The sequence below is a fragment of the Streptomyces europaeiscabiei genome (genome assembly GCF_001550375.1).
Lineage (GTDB): Bacteria > Actinomycetota > Actinomycetes > Streptomycetales > Streptomycetaceae > Streptomyces > Streptomyces europaeiscabiei.
The window spans coordinates 12,554-28,464 of the sequence record NZ_LRTR01000020.1 but is presented as its reverse complement, the minus strand read 5'-3'; the positions used below and the strand labels follow the sequence as shown (position 1 = coordinate 28,464).

Annotated in this window: 15 protein-coding genes; 8 read left to right on the top strand and 7 right to left on the bottom strand. The window is 70.5% G+C overall.

What is annotated here, in order from left to right; translation table 11 throughout:
- The 5 genes from AWZ10_RS00830 to AWZ10_RS00810 form a co-directional block, all read left to right on the top strand.
- A partial coding sequence (locus AWZ10_RS00830) for an ROK family protein (protein ID WP_060890186.1) occupies window positions 1-772 on the top strand: 772 nt, incomplete at its 5' end.
- A 276-nt stretch (window positions 773-1,048) separates the two neighbouring features.
- Complete coding sequence (locus tag AWZ10_RS00825; RefSeq protein WP_060890185.1) at window positions 1,049-2,371, top strand: extracellular solute-binding protein; 1,323 nt, start codon at window positions 1,049-1,051, stop codon at window positions 2,369-2,371.
- Between the two features lie 119 nt (window positions 2,372-2,490).
- On the top strand, window positions 2,491-3,402 hold the full coding sequence (locus AWZ10_RS00820; protein ID WP_046706643.1) for a carbohydrate ABC transporter permease: 912 nt from the start codon (window positions 2,491-2,493) through the stop codon (window positions 3,400-3,402).
- Window positions 3,399-4,301, top strand: coding sequence for a carbohydrate ABC transporter permease (locus AWZ10_RS00815; RefSeq protein WP_046706644.1), 903 nt, complete (start codon window positions 3,399-3,401; stop codon window positions 4,299-4,301). Before AWZ10_RS00820 ends, AWZ10_RS00815 begins: the two co-directional genes overlap by 4 nt.
- A gap of 2 nt (window positions 4,302-4,303) precedes the next feature.
- Window positions 4,304-6,022: a hypothetical protein gene (locus AWZ10_RS00810; RefSeq protein ID WP_060890184.1), complete on the top strand. Its 1,719-nt coding sequence runs from the start codon at window positions 4,304-4,306 to the stop codon at window positions 6,020-6,022.
- A 157-nt stretch (window positions 6,023-6,179) separates the two neighbouring features.
- Here the strand turns inward: AWZ10_RS00810 and AWZ10_RS00805 are convergent, their stop codons facing one another.
- On the bottom strand, window positions 6,180-6,839 hold the full coding sequence (locus tag AWZ10_RS00805) for a nucleoside/nucleotide kinase family protein (protein WP_060890183.1): 660 nt from the start codon (window positions 6,837-6,839) through the stop codon (window positions 6,180-6,182).
- A 103-nt stretch (window positions 6,840-6,942) separates the two neighbouring features.
- Here AWZ10_RS00805 and AWZ10_RS00800 point away from each other — a divergent pair, with 103 nt between their 5' ends.
- Complete coding sequence (locus AWZ10_RS00800) at window positions 6,943-7,821, top strand: ANTAR domain-containing protein (protein ID WP_060890182.1); 879 nt, start codon at window positions 6,943-6,945, stop codon at window positions 7,819-7,821.
- 108 nt (window positions 7,822-7,929) lie between these two features.
- Here the strand turns inward: AWZ10_RS00800 and AWZ10_RS00795 are convergent, their stop codons facing one another.
- The 5 genes from AWZ10_RS00795 to AWZ10_RS00775 form a co-directional block, all read right to left on the bottom strand.
- The gene (locus tag AWZ10_RS00795; RefSeq protein ID WP_060890187.1) at window positions 7,930-9,045 is read right to left on the bottom strand and encodes a serine hydrolase domain-containing protein; all 1,116 of its coding nucleotides are present in this window, start codon (window positions 9,043-9,045) and stop codon (window positions 7,930-7,932) included.
- A 130-nt stretch (window positions 9,046-9,175) separates the two neighbouring features.
- Window positions 9,176-10,576 carry a CAP domain-containing protein gene (locus AWZ10_RS00790; protein ID WP_060890181.1) on the bottom strand — a complete coding sequence of 467 codons (1,401 nt, stop codon included), beginning with the start codon at window positions 10,574-10,576 and terminating at the stop codon, window positions 9,176-9,178.
- Between the two features lie 40 nt (window positions 10,577-10,616).
- Complete coding sequence (locus AWZ10_RS00785; RefSeq protein WP_046710090.1) at window positions 10,617-10,934, bottom strand: DUF1232 domain-containing protein; 318 nt, start codon at window positions 10,932-10,934, stop codon at window positions 10,617-10,619.
- 107 nt (window positions 10,935-11,041) lie between these two features.
- Window positions 11,042-11,425: a hypothetical protein gene (locus AWZ10_RS00780; RefSeq protein ID WP_037698395.1), complete on the bottom strand. Its 384-nt coding sequence runs from the start codon at window positions 11,423-11,425 to the stop codon at window positions 11,042-11,044.
- Between the two features lie 277 nt (window positions 11,426-11,702).
- Window positions 11,703-12,626: a MurR/RpiR family transcriptional regulator gene (locus AWZ10_RS00775; RefSeq protein ID WP_060890180.1), complete on the bottom strand. Its 924-nt coding sequence runs from the start codon at window positions 12,624-12,626 to the stop codon at window positions 11,703-11,705.
- Window positions 12,627-12,844: 218 nt separating this feature from the next.
- On the opposite strand from AWZ10_RS00775, the gene AWZ10_RS00770 reads away from it, so the two are divergent.
- Together AWZ10_RS00770 and AWZ10_RS00765 are read left to right on the top strand one after the other, a co-directional pair.
- Window positions 12,845-13,234, top strand: coding sequence for a hypothetical protein (locus tag AWZ10_RS00770; protein ID WP_060890179.1), 390 nt, complete (start codon window positions 12,845-12,847; stop codon window positions 13,232-13,234).
- On the top strand, window positions 13,234-14,052 hold the full coding sequence (locus AWZ10_RS00765) for a DUF1206 domain-containing protein (RefSeq protein ID WP_060890178.1): 819 nt from the start codon (window positions 13,234-13,236) through the stop codon (window positions 14,050-14,052). Before AWZ10_RS00770 ends, AWZ10_RS00765 begins: the two co-directional genes overlap by 1 nt.
- An 85-nt stretch (window positions 14,053-14,137) precedes the next feature.
- On the opposite strand, the gene AWZ10_RS00760 is transcribed toward AWZ10_RS00765, so the two are convergent.
- Window positions 14,138-15,850 carry a cholesterol oxidase substrate-binding domain-containing protein gene (locus AWZ10_RS00760; RefSeq protein WP_046706766.1) on the bottom strand — a complete coding sequence of 571 codons (1,713 nt, stop codon included), beginning with the start codon at window positions 15,848-15,850 and terminating at the stop codon, window positions 14,138-14,140.
- Window positions 15,851-15,911 lie beyond the last annotated feature (61 nt).

Genomic DNA, 15,911 nt, shown 5'->3' with positions numbered 1-15,911 from the left:
GCTGTCGGCCGGCGCGCCGCTGCGCGCCATCGTCGTCGCCGTCGGTGACGTCACCACCCAGAGCCGGGAGGGCGCGGCCGTGCGCCCCGCCACCGCCAAGGCGGGCCCCATCTTCGACGCCCTGACCGTCGCGCTCCCGCCCGGTGTGCCCGTGCACGTCGAGAACAACGTGAACTGCGCCGCACTGGCCGAGCTGCACGAGGGCGCCGCCCGGGGCCGGGACACCTTCGGTTATCTGCGGATCGGCGTCGGTATCGGTCTCGGTGTCGTCATCGGCGGCCATGTGCTGCGCGGGTCGAACGGCGCCGCCGGTGAGGTGGCCCGCCTGCCCTACCCGTGGGACGCGGACCGGGAACCCCGCCACGAGGGCCTGGAGGCGCACATAGGGGCGGGCTCCCTGCTGCGCCGGGCGGCGGACGCCTGGCGGGGCGTGGACGGCCTGTGCCCCGACACCGTCGACGGGCTGTTCGCGCTGGCCGACGCCGGACACGCCACCGCCCGCGCCGTCGTCGGCCGGCACGCCGCCGACGTGGGCAGACTCGCCGCCGCGGCCACCGCGGTCCTGGACCCCGGCCTGATCGTGCTGGGCGGCGCCGTCGGCTCCAAGCCCCGGCTGCTGCCCGGCGTACGGGCCGAACTGGCCCGGCTGAGCTGGCCCACCGAGGTCGTGAGCAGCGCGCTCGGCGACAGCGGCACCGTCGTGGGGGCCAGTCGGCTGGCCGTGGCCCGGGGAATCCAAACCGTGACCGGAGGCGCGGTGGTGAAGCATTGACGGACTCCACCGGCATCTGCCAATGTCCGGACAAGCGCTTTCTAAGTCGGCCGGGACGCCGGCTTGGGGCGAGCCTCCCGCCCGTACTCGACGTACGGCAACCGCACGAGGGCGTGCCCGTGCGGTGACGGCCAGAACGGCCGGGGATCCCGCCCCGCGTGGACGACGCGGCCGGGCGAGGCCGTGCCCCCCGGAAGGCAGCTTTCCAGCAAAATGCACCCGTGCCGCCTCGGTCGGCGCCGTGCTCCGTCCCCTACCGAAAAAAAGGGATCGAAGATGACCACTGTGGGTGTGCGGCGTTCCAGCCGACTCGGCCGCGGCGGTATGCGCCGCCTGGCTCCCCTCGCTGCCGTTGCCACGGCAGGTGCCCTGCTGCTCTCCGCCTGCGGAGGGGGATCCGACTCGGGCGGGACCTCCAAGTCGCTGACGTTCTGGATCTCCACGGTTCCGGGGCAGGACGCGGGCTGGAAGAAGATGGTGGCGCAGTACGAGAAGGAAACCGGCGTCAAGGTCAAGCTCGTCAACATCCCCTACGACGGCTACACGACGAAGCTGCACAACGCCGCGCAGGCGAACTCCCTGCCCGACGTGGCGGCCGTGCCGGCGCTGGACCCGATCTGGTCGAACAAGCTGATCGACCTCAGCTCCATCGCCAACAACAAGACCAACAAGATCAACGCCAACTTCCTCGCGAAGGACTCGTCCGGGAAGGTGCTGTCCATCCCCTCGGACGTCACCGCGTCCGGCATGTTCATCAACAAGTCGCTCTTCGAGAAGGCCGGCGTCTCCTACCCGACCTCGCCCGAGAAGACCTGGACCTGGACCGACTTCATCAAGGCGGCGAACGAGGTCCGGGAGAAGACCAAGGCCAAGTACTCCCTGACGTTCGACCAGTCGCCGTCCCGGCTCCGCGCCATGGTGTACGAGATGGGCGGGAAGTACGTCCACGCCGACGACTCCGGCAAGTTCTCGGTGGACGAGGCGACCAAGAAGGCCGTGAACTACTTCGTCGGACTCAACGACGACAAGACCATGCCGAAGTCGGTGTGGACCAGCGGCGCCGACCCGTCGGCCATGTTCCAGAGCGGTGACGTGGTCGCCTACTGGTCGGGTGTGTGGCAGGTTCCCGCCTTCGCGGAGAGCATCAAGAAGTTCGAGTGGGCGAGCGTCCCGACTCCCGCCCAGCCGGTGCAGGCCAGCGACGTCAACAGCGGCGGCATGACGGTGGGCTTCAACAACAACGCCGACGCGTCCGCCGCCGCGAAGAAGTTCCTGTCCTGGCTGTACGAGCCGGCCCACTACCAGGCGCTGTGCGAGGCGTCAGGGTTCCTGCCGGTCGAGAGCGGTCTGAACCCGAAGTACCCCTTCAAGTCCGAGGCGGCGCAGGCGGCGTTCAAGCTGTACAACGAGTCGATCCCGCTCTACGACCCCATCTCCGGCTACTTCAGCGGCGCGCAGACGAACTGGGTGCTGAAGGGCAAGAGCCTCACCGAGGACCCGACCAAGACGGAGCTCGGCAAGGCGATCAACGGCCAGCAGTCGGCCGACAAGGCCCTGCAGAACATCGTGGACGGCTACAACCAGCAGGTCGGCGGCTGATCGTGGGCCAGGGGGCGGGCGGCGATCGACACACCGCCGCCTGCCCCGGGCGCCCGCGCGAAGCCGGGCTCATGGCGTGAGCCCACCGGAATCCATTCCACCAGCACGGAGTCAGGAAGATGACAAAACGCGCCTCGGCCGTGTCCGCGAGCCCGCCCAGGAGACGCAGTAAGTACACGCTTGCGCCGCTCGTCCTCATCGCGGCCAATGTGGTGCTCTTCTCGCTGTTCTTCGTCTGGCCGGCGGTGATCGGGCTCGTCTACTCCTTCACGAACTACACGGGTGTGGGGGCGTTCCAGTACATCGGCCTGGACAACTACCACAACCTGATCGGCGACTCCACCTTCTACGACGCGCTGACCCGGACGCTGCTGTACGCAGTGCTCTTCGTACCGCTGAACTTCGGGCTCTCGCTGCTCGCCGCCAACCTGGTGGTGAACAAGCACGCCAAGGGCGCGTCGGTCGCCCGCGTGGTCTTCTTCATCCCATGGCTTCTGTCGCCCATCGTCGTGGGTGTCCTGTGGCGGTGGCTGTTCGGTGAGAACTTCGGACTGGTCAACTACGTCATCGAGGAGTTCGGCGGAAGTGCCGTTCCGTGGCAGTCGAACGCGGACCTGTCGTTGATAGTGGTGGTGATGGCGGCATCCTGGGCCTGGACGGGCTTCTCCATGCTGCTGTTCATCGCGGCGATCAAGAACGTACCGGTGTCCTACTACGAGGCGGCCTCGCTCGACGGCGCCGGCCCGTGGCGCCAGTTCATCAGCATCACGCTGCCGAGTATCGCGCCCACCTCGTTCATCGTCATCCTGCTCAACACGATCAACGCGATGAAGGAATACCCGGTGTTCGTCGCCCTCAACAACGGCGGACCCGGCACGTCGAACAACCTGCTGGTCCAGTACATCTACGAGACCGGCTTCAAACGGGGCCAGATCGGCTACGCGAGCGCCGCGTCATTCGTGCTCATGCTCATCCTGATGGCCGTCGCGATCATCCAGCTGATCGTCAACCGGCGGGTGGAGAACCGATGACAACCACAGACATGCCACGCCCGGTCGACGCCGATGCCGGACGGGCCGTCTCCAAGACTCGGCCCCGCAAGACGGGCAGCGGCGGGCTCCGGCGGGCCGTGCCCGCGACGACACTGCTGTGGATCATGGCGTGCCTGTACGGGGTGCCGGTGCTGTGGTTCATCCTCAGCTCCTTCAAGCCGGCCAGCGACCTGTTCTCCTATCCGCTGACGCTGGTTCCGCACGACCCCACCCTGTCGGGTTTCAAGGCGGCCTGGGACAGTGCCAACTTCTCCCAGTACTTCATCAACACGGCCATCGTGTGCGTGATCACGACGATCCTCACGGTGGGTGTCAGCTGCTGCACGGGGTACGCGCTGGCCAAGTACGACAACAGATGGCTCAAGGCCTTCTTCATCTGCATCCTGGCCACCACGATGCTGCCGGGCGAGGTCATGCTCGCCCCGGAGTTCCTGGTGGTCCGCAACCTCGGCCTCTACAACTCCTTCGCCGGCATCATCCTCCCGGCCGTGCTCACCGCGACCGGATGCTTCATGTTCCGTCAGTTCTTCCTGACGGTTCCCGACGAACTCGTGGAAGCCGCACGCATCGACGGCGCGCGTGAGCTGTCGATCTTCCTGCGGATCATGGTGCCGATCTCCCGGCCCATCATGCTGACCCTCGCCATCCTGTCCTTCCAGTGGCGGTGGAACGACTACATCTGGCCGCTGCTGATGCTCAACGACCCCAACAAGTTCACGGTGCAGATCGGCATCCAGAGCATTGTGGGCGCGCAGAACATCAACTGGTCGGTCCTGCTCGGCGCATCGGTCATCTCCATGATTCCGCTGATCCTCGTCTTCCTGGTCTTCCAGCGCTACGTCATGGGCGCCGACATCAATGCCGGACTGAAGGACTGACCGTGCCCACCCTGCTCGACCACGAGTTCGTCCGGTCGGCGGCCCGTGCTGCCGACCGGCAGGCCGCCCCGCTGGCCGCCCGCCCCGACGAGGAACCCGCCGGTGTGCCGCACCGTGGTCTGGCGCGGCGGGTGAAGACCCTGGTCGCGGCCTACCGTTCCCCGGACTCGGGACTGCACCGCAGCGGACAGGCCGTCGCCGCCGCGATGACCCACCTCGGCGCCCTGCGGGCCACGCAGACCACCACCGGTCTCTTCGCCGGCGGCGACAACGTGCAGTCACCACCGGACTCCGCCTTCACCGTCAACGACGTGTGCGACGCACACGTCCTCGCCGCCGGCGCGGGCCCGGAACTGCGCGAGGTCACGGCCGCGCTCGCCGAGATCGCCGGCGCGGCCTCCGGAAGCCTCCTGACGGGTGGGGTGCACACCCCGAACCACCGCTGGGAGCTGTGCGCGGCGCTGGCCCGGCTGCACCGGTCGTTCCCCGACGACCGGCTGCTCGACCGCGTCGAGGAGTGGCTCGCCGAGGGCGTCGACATCGACGCGGAGGGCCTGTACTCGGAACGGAGCGCCAACTACGCGGCCCATGTGTCCAACCCGTCGCTGCTGCTCCTGGCCGAAGTGCTCGGCCGCGCCGACCTGCTGTACGCCGTCGAACGCAATCTCGCCACGACCCTGGACCTGATCAGGCCGGACGGCACGGTGGAGACCGTCCACTCGCGACGGCAGGACCAGAACCACCCGTTCCCGCTGGCGCCCTACCTGCCGCACTACCGGCTGCTCGCGATCCGCACCGGCCGGGGCGACTTCGCCCGGGTGGCGCGGCTGGCGGCCGCCGGCGGAATCGACGACCCCGACCTCCTCGCCGAGACCCTCCTCACCCCGGACCTGTGCCGCGCCCTGCCGGCCACGACCGCTCAGACCCTTCCGCGCGACCGGTACCTCACCACCGCGCGCCTCGCCGCACGTGCCTCGGCCACCGCGCACACGGTGGTGTACGGCGGCTCCGACGTGCCCGAGCACCGGCGCATCCGCTCGGGCCTCGCCTGCAACCCCACCTTCCTGCGCCTGTTCGCCGGCGACGCCGTCCTCGACGCGGTCCGTCTCTCGCGGGGCTTCTTCGACCTGGGCCCGTTCCGCGCCGCCGACATGGAACAGCCCGCCGACAACCGGTACCGGCTCACCGAAACCCTCACGGCCGCCTACTACCAGCCGCTCCCGAAGGACGAGAGGCGGGACGACGGCGTCTACCGGCTGGTGGACGACGGACGCTTCTCCGCCTCGATGGCCTTCCCGGACCGGCCTCGGGACGAGGTCTCCCACACGACCCGCGTCGAGGTGGACCTGCGGGAGGACGGCGCCGACCTGCGGATCGACATCAGCGGACCACGGGTGCCCTGGTCCCTCGAACTGACCTTCCGGCCGGGCGGCGTGCCGACGGGCGCCGTACCGATCGGCGACGGCCGCTGGTGCCTGACGACCGGGCCGATGACCTACCGGGTCGGTGACGACGAGATCCGGGTCGAGGCCGACATCGAGGCGGGCGAACCGCTCGCCGGGCCGGACCGGAGCGAGGTGTTGCGGTACGACCCGGGTCAGGACTACTCCGTGGTGGGCGGCACCGACGCGACGACCGGGAACCGTGTCTACCTCGGTGGACTCGGCCCGCACACACTGACCGTCGCACTGCGCGCCCGCCGGCCCGCACCCGTCGTGTGACTCCGGCGAACCACGTCATGGCCACCCCAGGCATGAAGGATTGATCCGTGATCGGTGACCCGGCGGGCGACGAGCGGGGCGAACCGACCCTGACGCTCAGCGCCTGAAGAGCGGCCTCACACCAGCAGCCCGACGTTCCTGACGACGTCGGGCTGCTTCATGTCCACGCCTGAACCGTCGGCATCGCCGACGCCGGCACCACCAGGTCCGCGCGACACCTGCTCGCCGCCACCAGGCCGGCGTTGCGCCGGTCCGTGCCGAGGACCCAGGCGACCGCCTCTTCGTGCCCCTTGCCGAACTCCTCGTGGCGGGCGACGAGGCGGCGTACCCGCTCGGTCTCGTCGAGGTCGCAGAACCAGACCTCGTCGAGGTGGGAGCGGACGCGGGTCCAGGGCTCGTGGTCCAGGAGGAGGTAGTTCCCCTCCGTGACGACCAGACGGGCGGTGGCCGGGACCGGGATCGAGCCGGCGATGGGCTGCTCCAGAGTGCGTTCGAATCCCGGTGCGTACACGACGTCGTCCTCGTCGCCGCGCAGCCTCTCCAGCAGGGCCGCGTAGCCCGCAGCGTCGAACGTGTCCGGCGCGCCCTTCCTGTCCCGGCGGCCGAGGCGGTGGAGTTCCACGTCGGCGAGGTGGAAGCCGTCCATGGGCACATGGGCGACCCAGGGCTCGCCGTCGCCGTTGAGGCCACGGGTCAGCCGCTCGGCCAGGGTGGTCTTCCCCGCACCGGGGCTCCCGGCGACACCGAGAAGGGCCCGGCGGCCGGGGCGGGCCAGGGAGGCGGCCCGATGCAGCAGGTCGTCGAAGGTCACAGGCATGCGGACGACGGTAGCCCCGATCCGGCGTTTCCGGCGTACTCGGGCCGAGACCGGGCAGACGAGCCGTGCTGTCGGTCGGAGCGAGCGAGGCGGAAGGTGCCGGATGAGAGAGAGGTCCTGGTCGGAGCCCCACGACGAGGGCGAGGCGGTGCGGGAGGAACTGACGCGGCTGCGCGCGGAGGTACGGCAGTTGCGCAACCGGACGGAGGGCCGGCCGCTGGTCGCCCAGGCCCAGGGCATGCTGCGGGAGCGCTATGCCCTGCCGGACGCCGAGACCGCGTTCGCGCTGCTCCAGCGGGCCTCGCAGCAGTACAACGTCAAGCTGCGCACCCTGGCCGAGGCGGCGGTGAGCGTGCCGCGTCCGGACGGCCTGAGCGCCCTGTGGTTTCCCGGCCGGGCGCGGCACGCGATGCCGACGCTCAGCTTCGAGGAGGCACGCAACCGCCGTGTCGGACGCGGCAACCGGAGCGAGGTCCTGACCGCCGTGCTCAGCCAGGCCCTCTCCGTCGTCGGCACCGACATGGGCAACGTGCAGATCGTCGACCGGGCCGAAGGCGGACTGCGCATCGAGCGGCACACGGGACACACGGAGGACTTCGTCGACTTCTTCGCGTACGTCGGTGAGGAGGGCACGTCCTGCGCCAAGGCCGCACGGGACGTCGCCCAGGTGACCGTCCAGGACGTGGCGACGGACCCGGTGTTCAGCGAGGACGCCCGCGCGGCGATCCTGCACGCGGGCAGCCGAGCCTGCCACAGCGTGCCGCTGACCACCTCCTCCGGGCGGTGCGTCGGCATGGTGTCGGCCCACCTCGAACGCCCGCTGCGGGGTCTGACACGCGCCCAGCTCAAGGCGTTGACCGTCGTGGGCGCCGAAGCCGGCGAGTGGCTGTCCTGGTACGACCGGACCGTCGTCCTCGACGCCCTGGAACACCTCCACACCCTCGGCCGGGCCCACGGCGGCGACAGCATCAGCCGCCGATGACCGGTTTCCCACCCGCCCGGCCCACCGACTCCCGCGCCGGAACAGCTCTCGCACCGAGGTCCGGGCGGGCTGAGACGCGGGTGCGGGGTGCGGACCGGCCGTCAGCCGTCAGCTGCAGAACGTGGACTCCAGCGTGCGGTTCACGGTCGCGTACACCGTGCCGTTGTTGGACGTGTTGGCGAACGACGTCACACTGCGCTTGCCGCTCTTCGACGTGAACGCCCAGGTGTAGTAGCCCTGCACCGTTCCCGTGTGCCCGTACACCGAGACCCCGCACGACAGATCACGCCGGCGCAGCCCCAGCCCGTACGCCTGGGTGCTGTTCACCGGCGTCCACTTCAGCATCTGCTTCAGCTGTGCGGCCGAGGTGAGCTTCCCCCGCACCAGCGCGGACATGAACTTGTTCAGGTCCTTGGCACTGGACACCAGGGCACCCGCGCTCTGCGCCCACGACGTCGTCTGCTGCGTCGAGTCGATCTTCCGTCCGGTGGAGTCGGCGGTCATGTAGCCGCGGGAGTACTTGCCGGGGATCGTGTTCTTCGGGTGGACGTAGAACGTGTCGTCGAGCTTCAGCGGCTTGATGACACGGTTCTGGTACGCGGTGGCCACCGACTTCTTGGTGACCTTCTCGATGAGCATGCCCGCGACCACGAAGTTGGCGTTCGAGTACGAGTAGACCGCGCCCGGCTTGTTGGTGAGCGGCTCGGCCAGCGACAGGTCCATCAGCTGACGGTAGGTGTAGACCTTGTTCCGTACCTTCTCGAAGCCCGACACGCTGGGGGAGAAGAGGGTGTTGGCGTAGTCGTACAGCCCGCTGCGGTGGCTGAGCACATGACGCACGGTGATCCGCTTGTCGGGCAGCAGCCCCGGCAGATAGGTGTCGACCGAGGTGTCGAGCTTGATCTTTCCCTCGTCGACCAGCTGCAGCAGGACCACCGCGGTGAACGTCTTGGTGACGCTGCCGACGCGGATACGGTCCCCGGTGCCGAGGGCCCGCTTGGTGGACCGGTCCGCGACACCTTCCGCCAGATGATGCACCGTGCCGTTGTCGTCGATCCTCGCGAACGCGCCCGGAGCTCCCTGCGACAGCGCCGTGCGCAGCAGTTTTCGCAGCCCGGTCGTGTCGGGCCCCGCCTGCGGGGCCGCGTGGGCGGGCACCGTCAGGAGGGACAACACGACCGCGCCCAGCGTGGCCACGCCGGTGCCCACCGTTCTCGAAACCATCTGATTCGTCTCCCGTCGCTTGTCCGTCATCGACAGGTGCATTGGAGTCGAGTGATCACGGAGAATCAAGTAGCCCGGTGCGGGGGCGAGTTGAGCGACTCGAAAGAGGGACAGTCGCGGCGGATCGGTTTCAGCCGCCGAAGAGCTGGGTCCAGTACGTGCCGGCCGCGCCGCCGCCGGCGAAGCCGACACCTATATGGGTGAAGCCCGGTTTGAGGATGTTCGCCCTGTGCCCGGGGCTGTCCATCCAGCCGCGCACGACCTCGGCGGCGGAACGCTGGCCGCACGCGATGTTCTCCCCGATGGACCGCCGGGTGGAGCCGGCCGCCGCAGCGCGGTGCCAGGGTTCGCTGCCGTCGGGGGAGGTGTGCGCGTAGAAGGCCCGCGCCACCATGTCGGCGCTGTGCGCCTGGGCGGCGTTCGTGAGGAGGGGGTCGGGGGAGAGAGGGGGGAGGCCGGCGGCGGTTCGTTCGGCGTTGGTGAGGGTGATGACTTCGGTGGCGGTCTGCCGGAGGCCGGCGGGGGAGAAGGGGCCGGCCCAGAGCGCCGTCCAGAACTCGGTTCCCGAGCGGGGATCGGTGATGTGCGCCAGGCCCGTCTCGCTGTACGCCGGTTCGTTGAGAGTCCGCCTGGCCTGTTCGGTGGAGAGGCAGTAGTCCACGAACTCGGCGGGGGTGCGGGGACCGGAGACCAGGTGTTCGCCGATGGTCAGGTAGGTGTAGCCGGTGGCGGTGACGCGTTGGTAGACGGAGACGCCGTCCTCGCCTTCCGGGGCGAGTCGGCCCTGGGCGGCCATCGCGGTGGCGTGGGACCGGGCCGCGGCGGACAGGTGGGCGTTGAGGGAGACGGGTGGGGAACCCGCGGCGGCACGGGTGGAGTTGACCAGACCGAGGAAGCCGTCGGGGGTGGGTGTCGACGGGGTCGTGTGTACCGTGCGGACCGGTGGGGGCTGGTCGTGCCCACGCGGCGGAGCCGCACATGTCACGGCCCCGCGCCCCGTTCGGGGCGCTGATGCCGACCGGGATCCCGGTGCGGGCGCATGCGTGGCCGCGTCCTCCAGCACATCCACACCGAAGTCCCTCGCGACCCCCGCCAACCCGTCCGCGTAACCCTGCCCCAGTGCTCGTAGCTTCCAGCCGGGCCCCTTGCGGTACAGCTCCGCCAATAGCAGTACGGTCTCGCGCGCGGGCCTCGGCGGGGTGAAGCGGGCGATCGTGCGGCCGTCGGGGCCTGTGACGAGCAACGTCGGGGCGGGCAGGTGGCCCAACGGTGTGGCCGGGTCGGCCGGGCTGACAGCGAGGGTGAGGCGGGTGGCGCCGGGCCGAAGGAAGGACGGGTCCACCGTCAGGGTCTCGCCCCTCAGGCGGGTGCCCGGTGCCGTCGGCTGGTTGTAGAAGACGAAGTCGGCGTCGCCGCGGACCCTGCCCGTGTCGTCGGTGACGAGGGCCGACACGTCGAAGGGGCCCGGCACCCTGATCGTCAGGGTGCCGCCAGGCAGGGGGAGATTGCCCCCGGATACCAGCTCGCTCATCGGTGCCGTCCGTCGCAGTGACCGTCGGTCCGACAACGTCTCACCCCCGCAGGGCGGTTCCCGTGCCTTCCTGCCGCTCGGTGGCCAGGGCGTCCTGGCGGCCGGAGCGCATCGTCCTCAGGGCCAGGAGGAGGACGCCGATGTCGTCCAGGTAGACCGGGTCCGGCACGAGGTCGGTCGGGAGGACGAGGTAGAGGACGGCGCCCCAGAACACCCACTTGGGGCCGGTGGGGAGCCCGGCCCGGCTCAGTTCGCGTCGGGTGCGTACCAGCCGTAGGAGCAGCCGGACGGCCACTCCGAGGACGGCGGCCGCGATCAGCACGATCGCGACGATCACGGCCCATGTCCAGGAATCCATCGGTCCCGCCCCTCAGTCGGGCCGGGCGGTGTGCCCGGCCTGTGCCCTGCCCATCGTCTTCCCTTCCGGGGCGCCGTGTACCGCGGCGCGCGGGGAGCGCGGCCGGGTCAGTGCGAGGCGCGGGCGAGCTGGTGGTCCACGAGGGCCCGGCTGACGGCCCGGATGGAGCGGGCCATGTGGTTCAGCTGCATGACCTCCGCGGCGTACATCTTGATGGTGTGCTCGATGACCGACTCGGACATGCCGAGGCTGGGCAGCTCCGAGCGGGCGGTCTGCAGGGCGGTGCGGGCGACCCGGATCTCGTGCTGGACCTGGATCTGGGCGTGGCGGGCGAGCAGTACGGGATGGCGCATCATCGCCGGGTAGCTGCCGTATCGGGCCGGCACCAGCTCACGCAGCCACTTGGCCGCGGACCTCTCCCAGTCGTAACTGCCGGGTGTCTTGACCTGACACGGCCAGTCCGTGCGGATGGGCGAGGAGGTGAGGGCCATGTTCAACGCTCCGGTCTTGCATCGACGCCATTGGGTACAGCGGGGTGGTGGAGTGTGGGCGGCCCCGGCATAGGGGATGGCCGGGGCCGCCTCCCCCGGGGCGCCGTGGCGGGTAGGAGCGGACGGACCCGGGTGGACGACGTGATCCGGAGTTCCCCGGGTCACGATCCGCGAGCAGTATTTATATATACCGACGAGTTTGCAAGGACATGGAAAAATTCATGCCGGGAAAGAGGGGAAGGATCCGCCGCTGTCCTGGCATGTGGGGAGAACGGGATCAGTCCCTGAGGAAGAACTGATGCTGCTCGGAGACCTGCTCGTACGCCTCCAGCCGGGCCTGGGTGCGCTCGGGGTCGGCATCGGTCATGGCCTGGAGCAGGGCGGAGGACATCATCACGGGGGCGGCGTAGGAGTCGAAGACCAGGCGTGAGCCGGTGCCGGTGGCGAAGACGGCGTCGGCCTCGTCCGCGAGCGGCCCGAGCGCCAGGTCGGTGACCAGGGCCACTTTCAGTCCGGCACCGTGCGCGACGCGCAGCGCGGTCAGCGTCTCGTGCGCGTGCCGGGGCATGGAGAACGCCAGCACCCATGTGCCGCCCGCCTCCCGGGACTGCAGCAGGGCGTCGTAGGCGACCGTGCCGCCCTTCGTCACCAGCCGGACATCGGGGTGGATACGGCGGGCGGCGTACGCGAAGTACTCGGCGAGCGCGCCGGAGATCCGCAGGCCCAGCACGGTCAGGGGTGCCGAGTGGGACAGGGCGCGACCGACCTCGATCACCTGGTCGGGGTCGGCGAAGTCGCGCCGCAGGTTCTCCAGGTTCTCGATCTCGGCGTCCACGGCGGCCTGCAGTTCGTTGCTGCGGTCCGCCGCGGAGATGCCCGGGGCGCTGCCGAGGGTGGCGAGCGCGATGGACTGGAGCCGCTCGCGCAGTGCGGGGTAGCCGCTGAAGCCGACGGCCGCGGCGAACCGGGTCACCGAGGGCTGGCTCACCCCGACCCGCTCCGCGAGATCCGTGATCGACAGGAACGCGGCCTCGGTGATGTGCTCGATCAGGTACTGGGCGATCCGCCGCTGCCCGGGGGAGAGCCGGGGGCCGTCGAACAGTTCCCTGAGCCGGGACGTGGGCGACTGCTCGGTCTCCGGGGCCGTCCGCCCGGACGTGATCGCTGATGCCTGCGCACGTGCCTGCTGCGGCGATGGCACCCGCGCGCCTCCTTCGTCTCCCACGAGCACAAAACATAGCCCACGGCCCGTGCGCCCCCGGGCGGATCGACTCACACCCCGGGCCGTGGGGCGGGGGCCGGGCGGGCGGTGCCGTAGGCGGGGCGTCCTCTCACGCGACCTGCGAGAACCTCGTTTCGGGCACACCATGGGGGTACCCGGGGTACCCGCACCTGTCGCTCACACGAGGGAGAAGGCTCGTGACCTTGCCCAGTCTGCCCGTGTCCCAGGTCGAGGTCGTGCTCTGCGACTGCTCGGCCCAGGACGCCGAACGTGTCTTCGCCTGTCTGCGCGCCCACTTCGAGACGGACCGGCGTTCCGACGACCCTCCGCACGAGACCGGCACCGACCGGCCGACGATGTGGACCGGCATGTACGACACGGCCGCCGCCGTGTCCTCCGGCATGGGGGAACACCCCGAGCCGCCCTCCGCGCCCGTCACCGTCGAGGTGCAGGGCAGCCCGCCCGCCGTACGACTGCTGCGGGAGGCCCTGGAGGAGGCGTACAGCGTCCGCCAGGTGGGCGTGGACGCCGGTGACCAGGAAGTTCAGCTCCAGATGCGGGTCGAGGGGCGGGAGGGGCGCGGCTGATGACGACTCTGGGGGTGGGGCGCGGGCGGGCCGCGCGGGGTTCGGTGACGGAGGGCGCGGCGCGAGCCGGGCTGACCGCACGCGGCGTGATCTATCTGCTGGTCGGGGCACTGGCCCTGCAGATCGCCTTCGGCGGAAGCTCGGAGCAGGCGGACCGCCAGGGCGCGCTGGCCGAGATCGCCGAGAAGCCGCTGGGCTCCGTGATGCTGTGGGCCCTGGGCACCGGCCTGGTGGGCATGGCGCTGTGGCGGCTGTCGGAGGCCGTGTTCGGCGCGGCGGGTCCGGACGGCCGCAAGTGGACCAAGAGGCTCGCGTCCGCCGCGCGCTTCGTCTTCTACGCCTTCGTCGCCTACTCGGTGCTGACCTTCGCGGCCGGTGAGGGCAGCGGCGGCGGTTCCAGCGACGAGCAGTCCCGGGACGTGACGGCACGGGCCCTCGAACTCCCCGGCGGCCAGTGGCTCGTGGGCGCGGCGGGCGTCGGCGTGATCGGCGCCGGCGTGTGGATCGGCGTACGGGCCGTGATGCGCTCGTACCACAAGCACCTGCGGCTCGGTGAGATGTCCCGGCGCACCCGTCGACTCGTCGACGTGACCGGCGTGGGCGGCGGGGCCGCGCGCGGCCTGGTGTTCGCCATGGCGGGTGTCTTCGCGGTCCGCGCCGCGATCGCGTACGAACCGGACCGGGCCAAGGGCCTCGACGACACCCTCCGCTCCTTCGCCGAGGCCCCAGCCGGTCCGGCGCTCCTGGCTTGCGTGGCTGCCGGGCTGATGCTGTTCGGGCTGTTCTCCTTCGCCATGGCCCGCTGGCGCAAGGTGTGAGGCCGGATGTGAGGCCCCGGCCGGAGGACGAGGTGTCTGTGGCCGGGAGCGGGATCCGCCGACAGGAGCCGGGCGCCGGATTCGCCTACGGGAACAGCCGGTCGAGGAAGCTGTTCCCGTACACCCGGTGCGGATCGAGCCGGTCCAGGATCTCCACCGCGCCGTCCCAGCCCGGCCCCTCACCGTCGTCGAAGGACTCCGGTACGACGGTGCCGAGCACCTCCTCGTCGCTCCAGGCGGCCTCGTCCGTGTAACCCCAGCCCTTGGACCACTCGACCCGGGTGAGGGCGTGGCCGCCGTCGTACGTCGTGAGCAGGAACCGCTCCAGCTCCCGGAAGAACGCCTCGGCGTCCGGTGTCCCCGGCAGCGTCAGCACGTCCAGCCACACGGCCGTGTCCCACTCGGGCCGGTCGGCGCGCGGCCGCAGCGCCGACAGCAGCGGGGCACGCGCCCCGGTCACCCCGATGTCCGCCGGGTCGTCGAGACCGGTCACCCGGATCTCCACCGAGCCGTTCACCGGGAAGCGCCCCCGCGCCGCGTACGCGGTGAGCCGCTCCCGGTAGAACGCGGCGAACTCGGAGACCACACGCTGCACCTGGTCCCGTGAGGTGAGGACCGCGTACCCGTTCGCCGTCACCCGCAGCGTCGTCGGCTTCACATACAGCAGCGTGTTCTTCGACGGGCCCCAGATGTCCGCCGACAGCGTGGTCGTCAGTCCCAGCGAGGCCGTGGTCAGCTGGGCGTCGCCCAGCACCGGAGCCAGATACCAGGCGGCGTCGGACACCATCCGCCCGACGAGGTCGGCGACGACGGTCGGCACGTTGTCCGAGAAGGGGTAGTTGTACGGCGACGTCACACGCCGGGAGGTGAGCGGGCGGGTCGGCTCGACACTCCACACCTTGAACCAGGGGAACTCGGTGAACGCGAACCAGATCGCCTCCAGCCGTCCCGCCTCGTCCAGGAAGCTCGCGAAGGTACGCCCGTCGCCGCCCGGCGGGGCGAACAGTTCCCCGGCGGGGATGTCGGTCCGGCTCAGGCAGCGCAGACTGCTGTTCGCCCCCGCCCGCAGCACGAACTCGGTGACCAGCGCCCGCCCGGCATGGGTGAGCAGCGCGGCACCGTCCGCGTCGTCCCGCGTGAACGTCCGCAGCACGTACGCGTCGCTGTCGGCGTCCCACACCACCGCCGTCAGCGACAGCACGAGATTGCTGAGCGAGCCGTACGTGTGACCGGGCAGCCGCGTCTCCCCGGCCGCCGGTACGGCCGTGCCGTGGGCGTCGACGGCGAGGGCGCCGCCGATCGAGAGGTCCCCGGGCGCCGGGCAGGCCGTCACCCCGAGGCCGTGGCCCTCCAGAAAGGTCAGCAGCCCTTCCAGCGTGGCGCCGGAGCCCACACGGACGGCGGCCGGGCCGGTGGACTCCAGCGTCATACCCGTGAGGTGGGCGGTCGTGTCGACGAGCATCACCGGTGCGCCGGGGTCGGTGCCGGGGGTGATGGTGAGCGGGGACCAGCCGTGGGAGAGGCCGCGCGCCCGGACCGTCCAGCCCTGCCGCCGGGCCCAGTTGACGACCGCCACCACCTGGTCCGCGTCGGCGGGCGCGCACGCCCACAGTCCGGACGCGGTGATCTCCCCGCCCCAGTTGCGATACGCCGACCTGTACAGCTCGACGTCCGCCGGGAAGCCGGGCAGGTCGGCCGCGGCGGCGGCCGGGTCCTGGCGGACGAACTGGGGGGTGAGGGCGAGCGCGGCGGCGCCGAGGAGGAAACCGCGGCGGGACGCTTCTGAGGAGTCGGTCACCGCAGCCACGCTAGGCCGGAAATTAACACAAGTGACCGATACGCCAACTGGATTCACTCGT

Excerpts from the sequence above, each read along its gene's own strand:
- AWZ10_RS00825 (WP_060890185.1), top strand. The coding sequence starts at position 1,049 with ATGACCACTGTGGGTGTGCGGCGTTCCAGCCGACTCGGCCGCGGCGGT.
- AWZ10_RS00815 (WP_046706644.1), top strand. The coding sequence starts at position 3,399 with ATGACAACCACAGACATGCCACGCCCGGTCGACGCCGATGCCGGACGG.
- AWZ10_RS00785 (WP_046710090.1), bottom strand. The coding sequence starts at position 10,934 with ATGGATTCCTGGACATGGGCCGTGATCGTCGCGATCGTGCTGATCGCG.
- AWZ10_RS00805 (WP_060890183.1), bottom strand. The coding sequence starts at position 6,839 with ATGCCTGTGACCTTCGACGACCTGCTGCATCGGGCCGCCTCCCTGGCC.
- AWZ10_RS00780 (WP_037698395.1), bottom strand. The coding sequence starts at position 11,425 with ATGGCCCTCACCTCCTCGCCCATCCGCACGGACTGGCCGTGTCAGGTC.
- AWZ10_RS00765 (WP_060890178.1), top strand. The coding sequence starts at position 13,234 with ATGACGACTCTGGGGGTGGGGCGCGGGCGGGCCGCGCGGGGTTCGGTG.
- AWZ10_RS00790 (WP_060890181.1), bottom strand. The coding sequence starts at position 10,576 with ATGAGCGAGCTGGTATCCGGGGGCAATCTCCCCCTGCCTGGCGGCACC.
- AWZ10_RS00795 (WP_060890187.1), bottom strand. The coding sequence starts at position 9,045 with ATGGTTTCGAGAACGGTGGGCACCGGCGTGGCCACGCTGGGCGCGGTC.
- AWZ10_RS00820 (WP_046706643.1), top strand. The coding sequence starts at position 2,491 with ATGACAAAACGCGCCTCGGCCGTGTCCGCGAGCCCGCCCAGGAGACGC.
- AWZ10_RS00800 (WP_060890182.1), top strand. The coding sequence starts at position 6,943 with ATGAGAGAGAGGTCCTGGTCGGAGCCCCACGACGAGGGCGAGGCGGTG.